A 15,513-nucleotide genomic window follows, 5' to 3' on the forward strand; every position below is an offset into this window, starting at 1 on the left:
ATGCATTCTCTCTCGATGACCGTGCGCAACAAGGAGCGGCGCAGCTCGCCGCCGCCCGCCCTTGTCTCGCCGTGCATCCTCACCCATCATATAGCACGCCGGGCCGCTCATGCAATCGCTCTCAGTGAGGGCGCAAGAGCGGCACGTGGAGCTCGACAAAAAATCGATCTTCGTCCGCGTGAATCCGCAGACGCCCGCGCATGCGGTGGACCAGGCGCTCGACAATCTGCAAGCCGACGCCGCGCTCCGGCGCGCGGAACCGCTCCCCATCCGCCGGCGCCACGTCGTTTTCCACCGCAAAGACGACCCACTGGCCTTGCCGGTACAGCGACCAGACGGCGGTCGACGAGCGCTTGGCGTGATCGACCACATTTTTGAAGAGCGTGCTCACCAGCCGCTCCCACTCGCCCCGATTCGTGTGGACGTAGAGCCCCTCCTCAGCCTGACCGCGCAGTTCGATGCCCTCCGCGCGCGCGATGGGCCGATACCGCTCGGCGATTTCAAGCGTGAGATCCGACACCGCCACGGGTTCGGGCGGATCGTCCACCAGGCCCGAGCGCAGCTTCGAGAGGTAGAGCATGTCGGAGATCATCTTCGACGCCCGCTCCAGCTCGCGCCGGATCTCGTTGGCCGCCTCCTCGGGGACGTCGCGGTTGGCGAGCATGGCGCTCGCGGTGGCGATGGGCGTCTGCAGCTCGTGGGAGAGCTCCAGCACCGCGTCTTGGTACGCCGCCCAGGTCTGAAAGGCGGGCTGGACGAGCCGCCGAGCCAGGACGAGATCGCCCGCGATGGCGAGCAGAAATCCGGCGCCGCCGATGAACTCCATGAGGTGGAGGGTGTGCGTCAACATGGAGCGCTCTTGCGTGATGAGACAGTACATGTAGAGCACCACGGTCGATCGCGTCGGCGTGAGGGCGGACGCATTCGCGATGTCGCGCACCGCCACCGTCAGCGCGGCGGTGGCGAGCGTCTCCCGGGCGGCGAACGCCTTGCCTGTGCGGGCGAACGACGTCTGAATCAAATCCGGCTCGACGGTGGGATCCGGCACGACGACGGTGTACAGCCGATACGGCTGATTGTCATACGTGAAGGTGACGAAATGTTTCAGCACCGCCTCGCCGTGGACAACGGAAAACGGGACGGGCGCGTGCGGCGAGTGGGCGACGGCCACCGGGCCCACGGCGTAGTAGAAGATGGTGTTGCCGAGATCGTCCCGGACCGGGGGGCCGAGGCCGTCCCGATACACGCTCTCCGTGAGCGCGCGCTCGACGGCCGGCACGGCCTCCGCCATGGCCTGTTCGGCGTCCCTGGCCACGTCGTTCGTCAACTCGTGGTACACGGCGAGCCCGACGAGGACGAGCAACAATCCCGTGCTCACGATGAGCAGGCTCGCCACGGTGACGTACATGCGCCGGAACATCGGTCACTCGCCCTCCGGCTGCAACGCGTAGCCCCGGCCGCGGATGGTGACGATGGCGTTCTTCCAGCCGATGTTCGAACACTTCCGTCTCAGGAAGTAAATGTAGGTGTCAAGCGCGCTGTCCGCAACCTCCGCGTCCGGCCCCCAGACCTTGGCAATGAGTTGATCCCGGGTCATGACCTGGTGCTTATGGCGGAAGAGCGCCTCCATCAGGGCGAACTCCTTGCTCGTGAGTTCCAGGGTCCGCCCGTCGTACTCGAGGCTGCGCGAACGCGTGTGCAGCTTCGCCCGGCCGTGCTCGAGCACCTCATCGTCGGTGAGCGCCGGCGAGCGCCTGACGAGCGCCCCCACCCGGGCGAGGAGCTCGTCGGGGTGAAACGGCTTGCCCAGGTAGTCGTCCGCGCCCTTGTTCAACCCGAGCACGCGGTCTTTCGGATCATTCTTCACCGTGAGCATGAGGATGGGCGTGGTGCATCCCGCCTCGCGAAGCTGCGTCAGCGCCTCAATGCCGTCCCCATCGGGCAGCATGTAATCGAGCACGATGCAGTCGTACGCGCCGCTCATCCCGTGTTCCACCGCCGCGAACACCGTGTCCACGGCGTCCACGGTGTAACCCCGCTGCTGGAACAGATGCACCAGCTCTCGCCGGAGCGCCGCCTCGTCCTCCACCACCAACAGCCGCATGTCGCATCCCTCCCTGCGCCCGCGCGGCGGGCGGCCCGGTGCGGCTCAGATCTGCAAGAAGCCGATCTTTCGCTGCACATCCCGGAGCGTGGTGGCGGCAATTTCGCGCGCCCGTTCCGCCCCTCGGCGCAACACGTCATCGAGCTCGCTCGATGCCATGAGCTCCCGGTAGCGAGCCTGAATGGGCGCCAGTCGCTCGATCACGACGTCGGCCAACTCCTTCTTGAACGGCCCGTAGCCCTGGCCTTCGAACCTCCGCTCGACCTCCTCGAGCGTCACGTCGGCACAGAGCGCGTAAATCGTCATCAGGTTGCTCACCGCAGGTTTCCGCTCCGGATCAAAGCGGACCTCGCGCTCCGAATCCGTCACCGCGCGGCCGATCTTCTTGCGAATGACATCCGGTTCATCCAGCATGGAGATGTACGCATTCGCGCTTTCGTCGCTCTTGCTCATCTTCTTGTCCGGGTTTTCGAGGCTCATGATGCGCCCGCCAATCTCCGGGATGTAGGGCTCCGGCACGACGAACGTGTCGCCGAAGCGCCGATTGAAGCGGCCGGCGACGTCGCGCGTGAGCTCCAGGTGCTGTTTCTGATCCTCGCCGACCGGCACGAGGTGCGCGTTGTAGAGCAGAATGTCCGCAGCCATGAGCACGGGGTACGTGAACAGCCCCGCTGTGACCACCTCGTGGCGGCTGGACTTGTCCTTGAACTGCGTCATCCGCTCCAACTCGCCGTGGTAGGTGAAACACTGCAGGATCCAGCCGAGTTCGGCGTGCTGGGGAACGTGCGATTGCACGAACACGGTCGCCTTGGCCGGGTCAATCCCCGACGCCAAATACAGGGCGGCCACCGAGCGGGTGTTGTGGCGAAGCGCCTCCGGATCCTGCGGCACCGTGATGGCATGCATGTCCACCACGCAGAATAGGCAATCCGCCTCGCCCTGCAGCTTCACGAAGTTTCGAATCGCCCCCAGGTAATTACCGATGGTCAGGGTGCCGGATGGCTGAACGCCCGACAACACGCGTTTCATGGACATCATTCTCCCAACTGTTCAAATTCGGTTCAAATCGACATGGCGCCCCAGGCCGGGACGCCCTTCGATGTGCGCCGCGCGCCATTCGCTCTCCATCATAAACGAAAGCGGAATTCCCCTTCAAAGCGAGGAATTCCGCGCTGCTCGCTCGAGCCTGCTCGACAAGCGCCTCAGACCGTGTGCACCTTCATGAAGTTCGTCGTGCCGGCTGTGCCCGCGGGAATGCCGCCCATGATAATGACGCGATCGCCCTTGTGCACGTAGCCCGTCGAGAGCGCACCTTGGACGGAGCTCGCGAGCAACTCGTCCGTCGTGCCCGCGACGTCTGACACGACGACGGGCAGCACGCCCCAGTAGAGGGTCAGGCGCCGCGCGACGTGATCGAACGGCGTGACAGCGATGATGGGCGTCATGGGCCGGTGCTTGGACACGCAGCGCGCGGTGTGGCCGGAGGTTGTGGCCGTGATGATGGAGACCACGTCGAGATCGGCCGCAAGCGTGCGCACGGCGTGCGCGAGCGAGTCGGACACGGTGTGGGTGACCTCCGTCCGGTGCCGGTACGACACTTCGTCGTGCGCGATGGCCGCTTCGGCGCGCTCGGCGATCTGCGCCATGGTGCGCACGGACTCCAGCGGATACCGCCCGGCCGCCGTTTCGCCCGAGAGCATGATGGCGTCCGTGCCGTCGAAGATGGCGTTGGCCACGTCGCTCGCCTCCGCGCGCGTGGGCCGCGGATTGCGCTGCATCGAATCGAGCATCTGCGTCGCCGTGATGACCGGCTTGCCGTACCGGTTGCAGATGGCGATGATCCGTTTTTGCGCGAGCGGCACCTCTTCTGTCGGGATCTCCACGCCGAGATCACCCCGGGCCACCATCATGCCGTCCGACACCTGGGCGATCTCGTCCAGACGATCCAGCCCCTCGCGCGTCTCGATCTTGGAGATGATCTCCGCCTGGTAGTTGTGCTCCTCGAGGATGCGCCGGACCTCGAGCACGTCCGCGGCCTTGCGCACGAACGATGCCGCGATCATGTCCACGCCGTGCTCGATGCCAAAGCGGATATCCGCCTTGTCCTTCTCCGTCACGCCCGGAATCCGAAGCGTGACGCCGGGGACGTTGATGCCCTTGTTGTCCTTCAGCACGCCGCCGTTGGTCACGCGGCAGTGAATGTTGTGGCCCTTGACCTGGATGACCTCGAGTCCAATGAGGCCGTCGTCAATGCGAATGGGCGCGCCGGGATACACGTCTTCCACGAGCCCCTCGTAGGAGACCCACACGCGCTCCTTCGTGCCGTATTCGACCGGATCGATGGTGAGGACGATCTCGTCCCCGTCGCTGAGCTCCACTTGGCCGCCTTGGATCTTGCCCGTGCGAATTTTCGGTCCCTTGATGTCGAGCATGATGCCGACGTGCTTGCCCACGCGGGCCGACGCCTCGCGGATCCGCCGGATGCGCTCGGCGTGCTCCTCGTATGTACCGTGGGAGAAATTGAGTCGGGCGACATCCAAACCGGCCTCAATCAGCTTGGTCAACATGTCGAGCGATTCGCTCGCTGGGCCGATGGTGGCCACAATCTTCGTCTTTCGCATGCCTAACCCTCTCTTCACGAAACTTTCGACCTCGCCCGGTGCGCAGGCGCGCACACAAAGGAAGAAGCGGAAAGTCCGGCGGCGCCGGACACCGCTTCACGGCCGTTCGACGTAGATTCCCATTTGCCGATACTTATGGTAGCGCGCCTCGAGCAGTTCATCAATAGGCACGGACAAAAGCTCGCGCAACCCCTCCACGACGACTTCCCGCACCTTGCGCACCATCCACTCCGGGTCCTTCTGCGCGCCGCCCATCGGCTCCTCGATGATGCGGTCGATCACGCCGAGATCGAGCAGATCCTTCGCCGTGAGCCGCATGACCTCGGCGGCCTTCGGCCCGAGCTTGGCGTCCTTCCACAGAATCGCGGCCGCGGACTCCGGCGCAATGACGCAGTACCACGCGTAGTCGAGCATGTAGATGCGGTCCGTGATCCCGAGCCCGAGCGCGCCGCCGCTGCCGCCCTCGCCCGTGACGATGGACAAGGTGGGCACGCGCAGGCCAGCCATGGCGAGGAGGTTCTCCGCGATGGCCACGCTCTGCCCGCGCTCCTCGGCCGACATGCCCGCGTAGGCGCCCGGCGTGTCGATGAAGAAGATGACGGGCCGGCCGAACTTCTCGGCCTGCTTCATCAGCCGAAGCGCCTTCCGGTAGCCCTCCGGATTCGCCATGCCGAAGTTGCGGCGGATGTTCTCCTTCGTGTCTCGCCCCTTCTGATGGCCGATGACCGTCACGGGTTGGCCCGCAATAAGCCCGACGCCGCCGACAATCGTGAGATCATCCGCAAAATGGCGATCGCCGTGCAACTCCACGAACTCGTCGCAGAGCCCACGGATGTAATCGAACGTGGTGGGCCGCCCAATCTGGCGAGCGAGTTGGACGCGCTGCCACGGCGTCAGGTTGGCGTACGTCGACTCGGTCAGCTCCTTCAGGCGCTCCTCGAGCTTGTCGACCTCGCCTTGCAGGTCAATTTCGTTCTTTTCCATGAACGACTTGAGCTCGGCGATCTTCGCCTTCAGCTCGGCGATGGGCCGCTCGAAATCCAGCTCATTCGCCATGCGCCCACCCCCGAGCGGTGTGAATGCGCACCAGCGCCCCTAACGTCTGGCGCATCTGCTTTCGGTGCACAACCTTGTCGATCATGCCGTGCTTTAAGTTGAACTCCGCCGTCTGAAAATCGTCAGGAAGGCTCTGCCTCATCGTCTGTTCCACGACGCGCCGGCCCGCAAATCCGAACATCGCGCCCGGCTCCGCGACGATCACGTCGCCGAGGCTCGCGAAGCTCGCGCTCACGCCGCCCGTGGTGGGATGCGTGATGACCGAGATGAACAGGACCCGCGCCTCCACCATGCGCGTCAGCGCCACGCTCGTCTTGGCCATCTGCATGAGGGACAGAATCCCCTCCTGCATCCGCGCGCCGCCGGACGCCGTGAACAGAACAAGCGGGCGCTTGCTCTCCGCGGCTCGCTCCATCGCCCGCGCGATGCGCTCGCCCACCGCGGAACCCATGCTGCCCATCATGAAGCCCGGATCCATCGCGCCAATGATAATCGGCACGCCGTCGAGCTCGGCCTCGCCGGTCACCACGCCCTCGAGCAGGCCGGTGGCGCGCATGGCGGCCTCCAGCTTCTCCTCATACTGAGGAAAGCCGAGCGGATTCGTCGAGGCGAGCCGCGCGTCCATCTCGCGGAAGGTCCCTTCGTCCACCGTGATTTCGATGCGAGTGCGCGCCCCGATGCGAAAATGGTGGTTGCACTCCGGGCACGTGTACAGATGCTTCTGCAACTCCTTCGCCAAGAGCAGCGCGCCGCATCCGTCGCACTTTTGCACGAGGCCCTTGGGCACGTCTCGCTCCACCGCAGGCCTCGCCGGCCGCGCCTCAGGCGCCTCTTCACCCGTCCCCACCGTGACGTATTGGCGCCGACGGTTGAACAGATCTTTTAACACAACCCCACCTCTTTAACCCCGGATCACCCCAAAAGCGGGCCGTCACGACAACGACGAGTGCAGGATGTCCCTGAGCACCTCCTGCGCCTCGTCGAGCTCGCTCTCTGGAATCAGGATCTCGTATTGCTCTTTTGCGCCGCGCGCCTTCTTCACCTTGACTAGGAAGCCTTCTTCCGTCATCCTCAGGCGAATTCGCTCCGCCTGCTGCGATGTCGGTGCGATGTAGATGACCGTCCACATGGCTCATACGCTCCTAGCAAGCATCATGTTCGCTCTTGCCCGCATTATACCATGTCTGTCCGACAGGCACATGCACAAACCAGGGCAAGCGCGAGCGTCACTTCAGCCGGACGTTGCCGAGCCCCACGCGCTCCTCGAGCGCGGCCACCAAATCCTGCGTCACCTCCACGCGATAGCGCGGGCCGAGCAGCCGCGCCCGCCCCGTGGATGCGTCGTACAGCGCGACCTCCGTCTCCCCGGGCGACATCGCGAGCAATCGTTGAATCTCGCGCAACACCTGCCCGCCGCCCCGGCTGCGGTACCGAATGTACAGGCGCTTCGCCGAAGGGACGGGGCTTTTCCCGCTCGCCTCGGCGCTCTTTTGCTCCGCCTCGACGAACAGGTCCAGTGCGGCCCACTGCCGGCTCTCCTCCGCGCGAACAAGCGCCTCCTCGAACATCTGGCGGCGCACGTCGCGCGAGGCGTTCTCCGGAAAAAAGTCGTCGAGCGCCCCCGCCGCAAAGAGGCTGTCGAGCGCCTTGCGGTTGACGATGCGGGGCTCGATGCGGCGGAGAAAGTCGACCAGCGACGCAAACGGCTTCTCGGCCCTCAGGGACAGGATGTGATCGACCGCCGCCTCCCCGACGTTTCGAACGGAGACGAGGCCCGCGCGAAGGCTCCCGTCCTCCTCCACCGTGTAGCCCCGCTCGCTCCTCAGGACGGACGGAGGCCGGACCTGGATGCCGTGGCGCCTCGCGTCCTGCTCGTACAGCCGGATCTTCTCCGGCGCCCCCATCGAGAGCGTGAGGAGCGCCGCCAAAAAGTCCGGCAAAAAGTGCGCGCGCAGGTACGCCGTTCGGAAGGCGAGCACCGCGTACGCCGCCGCATGTGAGCGATTGAACCCATAGTCCGCGAAGCGCACGATGAGATCGTACACCTCGCGCGCCGTCTCCTCGCTGTAGCCGCGCCGAACGCACCCGTCGACGAAGCGGGCGCGCTCCTCATCCAGAATCTCGCGCTTCTTCTTCGACACGGCCCGCCGCAAGAGATCCGCCTCGGCCAGCGAAAACCCCGCCATCTGGCTCGCAATCTGCATGATCTGCTCCTGATACACAATGACGCCATACGTGTCCGCCAGAATGGGCGCGAGGTCCGGATGCGGATACGTGACCGGGCGCCGCCCATGTTTCGCGTCGCAAAAGACGGGGATGTTCTCCATCGGGCCTGGGCGGTTCAGCGAGATGACGGCGATCACGTCGTCCAGGCTCGTAGGGCGGAGCTCCCGCAGCACGCGCCGCATGCCGGCCGATTCCAGCTGAAACACGCCGTTCGTGTCGGCGCGGGTCAAGAGGGCGTACGTGGCCTTGTCGCCCTCGTCCACCTGCCGCCAATCGATGGAGACGCCCGTGCGCCTTCGAATCGAGTCAAGACAGCGATCGATGAGCGTCAGCGTCTTGAGGCCGAGGAAGTCCATCTTCACAAAGCCCAGCGCCTCGACGTCCTCCATCGGATAGGCCGTGACCGGCGTGTCGTCCGCGGCGAAATCGAGCGGGATCCAGTCCGCGATGGGCTCGGGAGAGATGATGACGCCCGCCGCGTGAATGGACGTGTGATGCGGCAGGTCCTCAATCCGCTTGGCCGCCTCAAACAGCCGCGCGGCGTCCGGGCTCTTGTCGACGATCTCGCGGAAGGCCTTGGACTCCTGATACGCGTGATCGAGCGACGCGTGCACCACGCCCGGCACGAGCTTGGCGAGCCGATCCACGAGCGCCGGATCGGCGCCCGTCATGCGGCCCGCGTCCCGCAGCGCCGCCCGCGCCTGGAGCGTCCCGAACGTCCCGATTTGCGCGACGCGATCGCGCCCGTACTTCTCGATCACGTAGCGGATGACCTCGCCTCGCCGCTCGAACTCGAAGTCCGTGTCGATATCCGGAAGCGACACGCGCGCGGGATTCAGGAACCGCTCGAACAGGAGCTTGTGCCGGATGGGGTCCACGTCTGTGATGCGAAGCGCGTACGCCACGAGGCTGCCCGCCGCGGATCCCCGGCCAGGCCCTGTGGAAATGCCCTGTTGATGGGCGTGCCGAATGAAGTCCGCCACGACGAGGAAGTAATCGGCGTACCCCATGCGGCAGATGACGTCGAGCTCGCGCTCGAGCCGCTCCTCCACCTCGGGCGTCATGGCGGGGTATCGCCTCGCGGCGCCCGCGCGCGCGGCCTCGCGCAGCACCTCTTCCGCGTCGCGCCCGCCCTTCGTGGGGTAGCGCGGCATGCGCACCTGGTACAGGGGCAGGTCGAGCGCGCACATCTCTGCAATTTCGGCCGATCGCGCCAGCGCCTCAGGCAAGTTGGCGAACCGATCCGCCATTTCATCCTTCGTCGCAAAGTGAAAGGCGTCCGTCCCAAACCGCTCATGGGCATCGGCCTGCGCGAGCTGCGCGTACGCCCGATGCCAGGGCGCGTCCTCGCGCGCCAGATAGCGGACGTCGTTCGTCGCCACGAGCGGCACGTCGTAACGCTTGGCGAGCTGAATGAGCGAAGGCAGCCCCTCGCGCTCCCGCCGCAGGCCGTGATCCTGCACCTCGACGAACAACTGGCCCACGGGCACGGCGTTCGTCATCTGCATGAGCCTTTGCTCGGCCGCTTCCATCTCGCCTCGAGCGAGAAAGTCGAACAGGCGCGACTCCGGGCCGCCGCAGAGCACCACGAGTCCATCCGAGCATTCGGCGAGCTCGCGCAGCGTGACGTGCGGCACCGCTCGTTTCCAGCGCGCGGTGGTCGCGAGACGGGTGAGCTTGCGATACCCTCCCATGCCCATCGCGAGCACCACCACGCTGTCGAGCGACTCGGCCGCGCGCGCAGGCGCAGGCCCCTCTTCGCCGACGGCGAGCGACACCTGCATACCGAGAATGGGCGCCAGTCCCTCCGCGCGCGCAAGCCGATAGAAGCTCAGGGCCCCATACATCGCGTTCGTGTCCGTGATGGCCACGGCCGACATCTCGCAGGCCTTGGCGGCCCGAACGACGTCCTCCACGCGCAACAGGCTCTCGCGAAACGAAAACGCGGAGTGCACGTGCAGGTGCACAAAGTCCACCGTGTTCACCTCTCGATCCACTGCGCGGTGACGAGCGCCTTCGCGAACACGTCGCTCTTGTCCGCGATCTCGACCTCCACCTTGGCATATCGCCGCCCGTCGTTCAGCACGCGCGCCCGCGCGTCGATGGTCGTGTCGACCGGCACGGGCCGAAGCACGTACAGCGTCATGTTCTCAATCAACATGTCCACGTGCCGCGCTCTGCGCAGGCAGACGCGCGCCGCCTCCTGAATGATGGTCGTGAGCGATCCCGTCGCGATGGTGCCGCCCGACGTGGTCATCTGCGGCGTGACCTGGCCGCGCAGCACAGCCGAGCCGTCCGGCGTCTGGACGACGTTGAAGTCCCGCACCACCACGTCTTCGACGGTCTCCCCGACCTGCGGCTGCCGGTTCATGATCTGCAGCGCCCGGATCACGTCCTGGCGCGTGATCACGCCGATCACGTCCTTGTCCTTCACCACGGGCATGATCTCGAAGCCTTCAAACGCCATTCGGTGCGCGGCCGACGCGATGGTCGTCTTCGGCGTCACGGACACCGGATTGCGCGTCATGTAGCGGGAGACTGGGGCGTCGAGCTCCGCATCCGCCACGTCGCGCGGGCTGATGATCCCGACGAGCCGGCCGTTCGCGTCCACGACCGGCATGCGGGAGTGGCCGGACTCCTCGACGAGGTGGTAGTACTTGCGCACGGTGTCGTTGGGCCGAAGGGTCACGAGCGGCTGATTTTGCAGCACGTCCTCCACGTAGAGGATGTCCTTTTTGATCAGCCGGTCGTACAGCGCGCGGTTGATGAGCGACGCCGTCGTGAACGTGTCATACGAGCACGAGATGAGCGGCAGCTGATACTCGTTGGCGAGCTTCTCGACCATCGGCGAGGCGGTGAAGCCTCCCGTGATGAGCACCGCAGCGCCGCTCTTGAGCGACATGCGCTGGACCTGCTCCCGGTTGCCCACAATCATGAGACACCCGGGGCTCAGATAGCGGCTGATGGACTCCGTGCGCATGGCGCCGATGACGAAGCGGCTGAGGGTCTTGTGCAGCCCCTCTTTCCCGCCGAGCACCGTGCCCTCCACGATGCGCACCACTTCCGCGAAAGTCAGGCGCTCAATTTGCTCCTTCTCCTTCTTTTCCACGCGCACCGTGCCAATGCGGTCCAGCGTGGACACGAAGCCCTCCGCCTCAGCTTCTTTGATGGCGCGGTACGCCGTCCCCTCGGACACGTTCAAGACCCGCGCAATTTTGCGGACGGAGATCTGGGATCCAACCGGCAGGGATCGGATGTACTCCAGGATTTGCTGATGTTTAGTCGTCACGGATCCTCCTCGGACCGCTTGGCGGTCCCTCGCGGCTTAGCATCTAGCTTGATCATAGCTTTCACGGACCTGTCGTCAATTGCCTCCGAAATCCGTGTAGAATGGTGGCAAACCCTGTGCGACGAGGAGACGTGAGTCATGCGCGTATACGACGATGTGCGCCGCATGGTGGGCATGCGCGGCGCCTCTCACCCCGCGCTCGATTGGACCTGGCGCATCGCAGTCATCCTGTTTTCGGATCTCGTGGGCGCCGTCGCGGTCAACAACTTCCTCACCCCTGCCCACATCCTCGCCGGCGGCGTGACCGGCGTGGCCCAGATCCTCCACCACTACGTCCCCGCGCTCGGCGTGGGCACCATGTACTTCGTGTTCAACATCCCGCTCTTCGTCCTCGGATACCGATACCTCGGGCGCCGATTCATCTTTCAGACCGGCATTGCCATCCTCGGCTTCTCCGCGCTCGCGGACTTTGTCCGCCTTCATTTTTCCACACCGACCGACCCGCTGCTCATGGGCCTGTATGGCGGCGTGCTGACGGGGCTGTCGTCGGGGCTCGTCATCCGCGTCGGCGGGTCCATGGGCGGCACCGACATCGTGAGCCTCGTTGTGCACCGGCTGACGGGGCGCAACATCGGCTCCGTGAGCTTCGTGATGAACGCCGCCATCGTCCTGTTGTCCATGCTGGTGTTCGGCGTGCCCGCGGGGTTGTACACCCTCGTCAGCATGTACGCCGCCTCCCGCGTCGTCTCGGGCCTCATGCACTTTCAGCAGCGGAAGACGGCGCTCATCGTGACCTCGAAGCCGAGCGAAGTCGCGAGCGCGATTGGCCAGCGGCTCGTGCGGGGTTCCACCGTCATGCGCGCGTACGGCGCCTACACGCAGCGGGAGCGCGGCGTGCTGCTCTGCGCCATGACGCACCTTGAAATTGCGGATCTCAAGGAAATCGTCCAATCGCTCGATCCCGATGCGTTCATCACCATCCTCGATACGACCGAGGTCATTGGCCGATTTCGCCAAAGCGCGCCGTGATGCGGCCATCAGGTTTAACTTTTCATCTCTGCGAGCAAACTTGTAAGGAAGTTTAGTCTCCAGACACTCGCAGGGAGGTCGATGGCCTTTGAAGATCCCGTTGACCGTCGTCGCGGCCCTCGCAGCATGGGCGGTGGGGGTGTGGCCGAGCGTCGACGCGTGGGCTGACGCGTCCATCCTTCATCACGCCTTGGCGCACATCCTCTTTCTCGTGTCGGGCGGCTTGTTAGGCTTCGAAGCCGCGCGCTATGCGGCGCACAGCGCGCTCAGCCGGCTGCCCGAGGAGCGCGAGTACGGAACATCCGAAGCCGAGGAGGTGGCGAAGTCGTGAAGGTTTCGCCCTGGTTGTACGCCGGCATCGCGTACGTCGGCGCGGCCGCGCTGGCGGCGACGTATTTGCCGGGCGTGATCGACGACGCGCTGCCGGTGGCCCACTTCTCGCAGCACCTCGCCATCACGGCGGCTGCGTTTCTCACGGCCTACGGCGTGGAACGGCTGCGACAGTCCGCCGGAAAGTGACGGAGCACACGAGGGACCCCCACAGTTTCGCCTCGACGTGACGAATGAATGTGGTAACCCATCATCGAGGTGAGTGCTGTGACTCGGGGTCTTTTCCTTGCCATCGCGGCATCCGCTGCGAGCCTCATGTCCCTGTGCGCAGTGCCGGCAGCGGAAGCGGGCACCACCCCGAACGCCGTGCTCTTGGCCGTGGTGGCCAACACCGCGGGCAACGGCACGGGCGGTGGGGCGCGGCCGAACATCCACCAGATCATCACGCAGTTTGAGCAGGCGATTGCGCCGTACGAGGCCATCCATCCGACGCATATTGCCCATCCGCCGTTACCCACCCAGTCCCTGCCCACATCGCCTGCGGCCATTGACGACGCGCTCCAGCAGGCTCTCCAGGCCTACAAGCAGGCCACGCAGAGCGACAAGCAGGCGCAGATGCAGCTGCAGACGGCATTCAACGCGTACATCAACGCGCTGCAGTGGTTCGTCCAGGTGGGCGATCTCGACGTTCTCACCCATCAGACGCCCGATTCGACGGCCGTCGTGTCGTATTTGCAGGATGCGCTGTACACGCAGGCGGAGGTGTCTGCCGACTTCCGAGTCCTTCAGCAGGCCCACGCCAATGGGAATAACGGCGAGCTGCTCGCCGCGCTGCTCGACATGACGCAACTGGAGCAGCAGAAGGTGTCGGATATCAAGAACGCCACCAAGATTTTGGCCAAGATGACGAGCACGCTTCAAGCTGGTCTGTCGGACTAGGCCACGGGCGCCGCGCATGCGGCGCCTTCGCATGGTATCCTCGCTCGTCCCTGCGATGGACACCCCGAAGGGGGTATGTCACCGCGAGTTTCCTCGTGATGTCACGCCATCCTCAAAGAAACAAAAACCCCCGCCTCGCGCGTGAGACGGGGTTTCCCGAAGACCGGGCAGTCAGGGATAGGTACAGTGTAGAACAAGGTCAACTACACCACACCGTCAGTATATCCGGTCGGATCGTTTGACACATGAGTCTTGAGACCTATCTTTGCAGCGCCCGCGCGGGAATGGCTATGCAATGCGCGTCAGCTCTGGTACAAATCGGACGAGAGATACCGCTCACCGGTATCTGGCGCCATGCAGAGCACGCGTGCCTCCTTCGGCAGCGAGGCCGCGATGCGCAGGCCGTGAAAGACCGACGCCGCCCCGGACGCTCCGAGCAGAATGCCTTCTTCCGCAGCAACCCGGCGCGCCATCATCTGGGCGTCGTGATCGTCAATGAGCAGGATCTCGTCGAACGCCTCGCGGTTCAGGATGCTCGGGACAAATCCTGGCCCGGTGCCGGGGATCTTGTGCGGACCCGGCTGACCGCCCGAAAGAACGGGCGAGCCCTTCGGTTCGACGACGTAGATCTTGATGCCGGGGATGCGCTGTTTCAGCACCTCGCCCGTGCCCGTCACGGTGCCGCCCGTGCCCGCGGTCAACACGAGCGCGTCGAGCTTGCCCTCGAAGTCCTCGAGGATCTCGAGCGCCGTCGACTTGCGGTGGGCATCTGGATTGGCGGGATTGTCAAACTGGGCCGGAATGAAGCTGTGCGGGATGCGCCGAGCGAGTTCCTCGGCGAGCTCAATGGCGCCCTTCATCCGCTTGGACTCCGGCGTCAGGTGCACCTCCGCCCCGTACGCCTTGAGCAGCTTGACCCGCTCCTCGGTGGCATTCTCAGGCATCGTGATGATGCACCGGTAGCCTTTGGCGGCACAGACCATGGCGAGGCCGATGCCTGTGTTGCCTGACGTGGCCTCGATGACCGTGCTCTTGCCGGGAATGAGCTTGCCCTGGCGCTCCGCCTCCAAAATCATGTTCAAGGCCGGCCTGTCCTTCACGCTGCCGGCCGGATTCTTGCCTTCGAGCTTCACGTAGACGCTCGCGCCGTTCGGATCCGGCAGGCGGTTCAGGCGAACGACCGGTGTGTGACCGACGAGATCGAGGATGGAATTGTACAAAGGCATGGCCAATCTCCTCACGCGCCGCGGCGAGGGCCGCAGCAGAAATATACCAACTTCTATAGTATAACTCGGAAAACGCGAAACGCCAGCCTCAGCCGATGTTCAAAGTCTCGTTGAGCAGGCGAATGGCGGCCTCTTCGTCCTGGCACACGAGCAGCATCGTGTCGTCTCCGCAGATGGTGCCCAAGAGCCCGGGCGGATCCAGCGCGTCCATCAGCGCGCCGATGGCGTGCGCGTTCCCGGGTGCGACTTTGATGACGATGAGGTTTTGAGCGCGCGCGTGCGAGATGAACACCTCCGCCAGCCGCCGTTGAAGCGCGTCCACCGACACCTTGTTCACCGCGGTGGGCAGGGCATACTTGTACTTGCCGTTCGAACCCACCACCTTCACCAGCTGCAGCTCTTTGATATCGCGCGAGATGGTGGCCTGCGTGACGGGAAATCCCGCCTCCTCGAGCGCGCGCACCAAGTCCTCCTGCGTCTCAATCTCGTTTTGGCTCACGATCTCGCGAATGCGCATCAAGCGCTGTTCCTTGCTCTGCACAGACAGTCTCCTTTTCATGGCGCTCTCGTCTCGCCTCAATGTTCCCACCAGGGATTTTAGCGCATCCCTCCGCGCGTAAGCCGAAGATTTCGCCGTGGGCGTGGGAGAGCGTTCGAGAAATTCACAAGCGAACCCCCCGCGCTTGCGGTACA

General features: G+C 64.8%; 15 protein-coding genes. 4 read left to right on the forward strand and 11 right to left on the reverse strand.

The genetic code is table 11. The annotated features are described in order from the left end of the window. Positions 1-121 precede the first annotated feature (121 nt). From AS26_RS02475 to AS26_RS02515, 9 genes are all read right to left on the reverse strand, one after another. Entirely contained in the window at positions 122-1,420 is a 1,299-nt protein-coding gene (locus AS26_RS02475; RefSeq protein ID WP_062305845.1) for a sensor histidine kinase, read from the reverse strand. A gap of 3 nt (positions 1,421-1,423) precedes the next feature. Continuing rightward, complete coding sequence (locus AS26_RS02480; protein ID WP_062305847.1) at positions 1,424-2,104, reverse strand: response regulator transcription factor; 681 nt, start codon at positions 2,102-2,104, stop codon at positions 1,424-1,426. Between the two features lie 45 nt (positions 2,105-2,149). Next, positions 2,150-3,133 carry a tryptophan--tRNA ligase gene (trpS, locus tag AS26_RS02485; RefSeq protein ID WP_083515956.1) on the reverse strand — a complete coding sequence of 328 codons (984 nt, stop codon included), beginning with the start codon at positions 3,131-3,133 and terminating at the stop codon, positions 2,150-2,152. Positions 3,134-3,306: 173 nt separating this feature from the next. Beyond that, entirely contained in the window at positions 3,307-4,725 is a 1,419-nt protein-coding gene (gene pyk / locus AS26_RS02490; protein ID WP_062305848.1) for a pyruvate kinase, read from the reverse strand. 96 nt (positions 4,726-4,821) lie between these two features. After that, positions 4,822-5,781, reverse strand: coding sequence for an acetyl-CoA carboxylase carboxyltransferase subunit alpha (locus AS26_RS02495; RefSeq protein ID WP_062305850.1), 960 nt, complete (start codon positions 5,779-5,781; stop codon positions 4,822-4,824). After that, complete coding sequence (accD, locus tag AS26_RS02500; protein ID WP_062305852.1) at positions 5,771-6,670, reverse strand: acetyl-CoA carboxylase, carboxyltransferase subunit beta; 900 nt, start codon at positions 6,668-6,670, stop codon at positions 5,771-5,773. The genes AS26_RS02495 and accD overlap by 11 nt, the downstream gene beginning before the upstream one ends. A 42-nt stretch (positions 6,671-6,712) precedes the next feature. Continuing rightward, complete coding sequence (locus AS26_RS02505) at positions 6,713-6,910, reverse strand: hypothetical protein (protein WP_062305853.1); 198 nt, start codon at positions 6,908-6,910, stop codon at positions 6,713-6,715. 97 nt (positions 6,911-7,007) lie between these two features. Continuing rightward, a complete protein-coding gene (dnaE, locus tag AS26_RS02510; protein WP_062305931.1) occupies positions 7,008-9,983 on the reverse strand; it encodes a DNA polymerase III subunit alpha in 2,976 nt (991 codons plus the stop codon). 5 nt (positions 9,984-9,988) lie between these two features. Next, positions 9,989-11,296: a DRTGG domain-containing protein gene (locus AS26_RS02515; RefSeq protein WP_062305855.1), complete on the reverse strand. Its 1,308-nt coding sequence runs from the start codon at positions 11,294-11,296 to the stop codon at positions 9,989-9,991. A gap of 138 nt (positions 11,297-11,434) precedes the next feature. Here AS26_RS02515 and AS26_RS02520 point away from each other — a divergent pair, with 138 nt between their 5' ends. From AS26_RS02520 to AS26_RS02535, 4 genes are all read left to right on the forward strand, one after another. Next, the gene (locus tag AS26_RS02520) at positions 11,435-12,325 is read left to right on the forward strand and encodes a YitT family protein (protein WP_062305857.1); all 891 of its coding nucleotides are present in this window, start codon (positions 11,435-11,437) and stop codon (positions 12,323-12,325) included. 88 nt (positions 12,326-12,413) lie between these two features. Continuing rightward, positions 12,414-12,656 carry a hypothetical protein gene (locus tag AS26_RS02525; protein WP_062305858.1) on the forward strand — a complete coding sequence of 81 codons (243 nt, stop codon included), beginning with the start codon at positions 12,414-12,416 and terminating at the stop codon, positions 12,654-12,656. Beyond that, positions 12,653-12,844: a hypothetical protein gene (locus AS26_RS02530; protein WP_062305860.1), complete on the forward strand. Its 192-nt coding sequence runs from the start codon at positions 12,653-12,655 to the stop codon at positions 12,842-12,844. The genes AS26_RS02525 and AS26_RS02530 overlap by 4 nt, the downstream gene beginning before the upstream one ends. A gap of 78 nt (positions 12,845-12,922) precedes the next feature. Then, the gene (locus tag AS26_RS02535; RefSeq protein WP_062305861.1) at positions 12,923-13,594 is read left to right on the forward strand and encodes a hypothetical protein; all 672 of its coding nucleotides are present in this window, start codon (positions 12,923-12,925) and stop codon (positions 13,592-13,594) included. A 302-nt stretch (positions 13,595-13,896) separates the two neighbouring features. Here the strand turns inward: AS26_RS02535 and cysK are convergent, their stop codons facing one another. Continuing rightward, positions 13,897-14,820 carry a cysteine synthase A gene (gene cysK, locus AS26_RS02540; protein WP_062305863.1) on the reverse strand — a complete coding sequence of 308 codons (924 nt, stop codon included), beginning with the start codon at positions 14,818-14,820 and terminating at the stop codon, positions 13,897-13,899. A gap of 88 nt (positions 14,821-14,908) precedes the next feature. Then, the gene (gene argR, locus AS26_RS02545; protein WP_083515957.1) at positions 14,909-15,361 is read right to left on the reverse strand and encodes an arginine repressor; all 453 of its coding nucleotides are present in this window, start codon (positions 15,359-15,361) and stop codon (positions 14,909-14,911) included. Positions 15,362-15,513 lie beyond the last annotated feature (152 nt).

Origin of the sequence: Alicyclobacillus sendaiensis NBRC 100866, assembly GCF_001552675.1 — a bacterium.
In the GTDB taxonomy this organism is placed as follows: Bacteria; Bacillota; Bacilli; order Alicyclobacillales; family Alicyclobacillaceae; genus Alicyclobacillus; species Alicyclobacillus sendaiensis.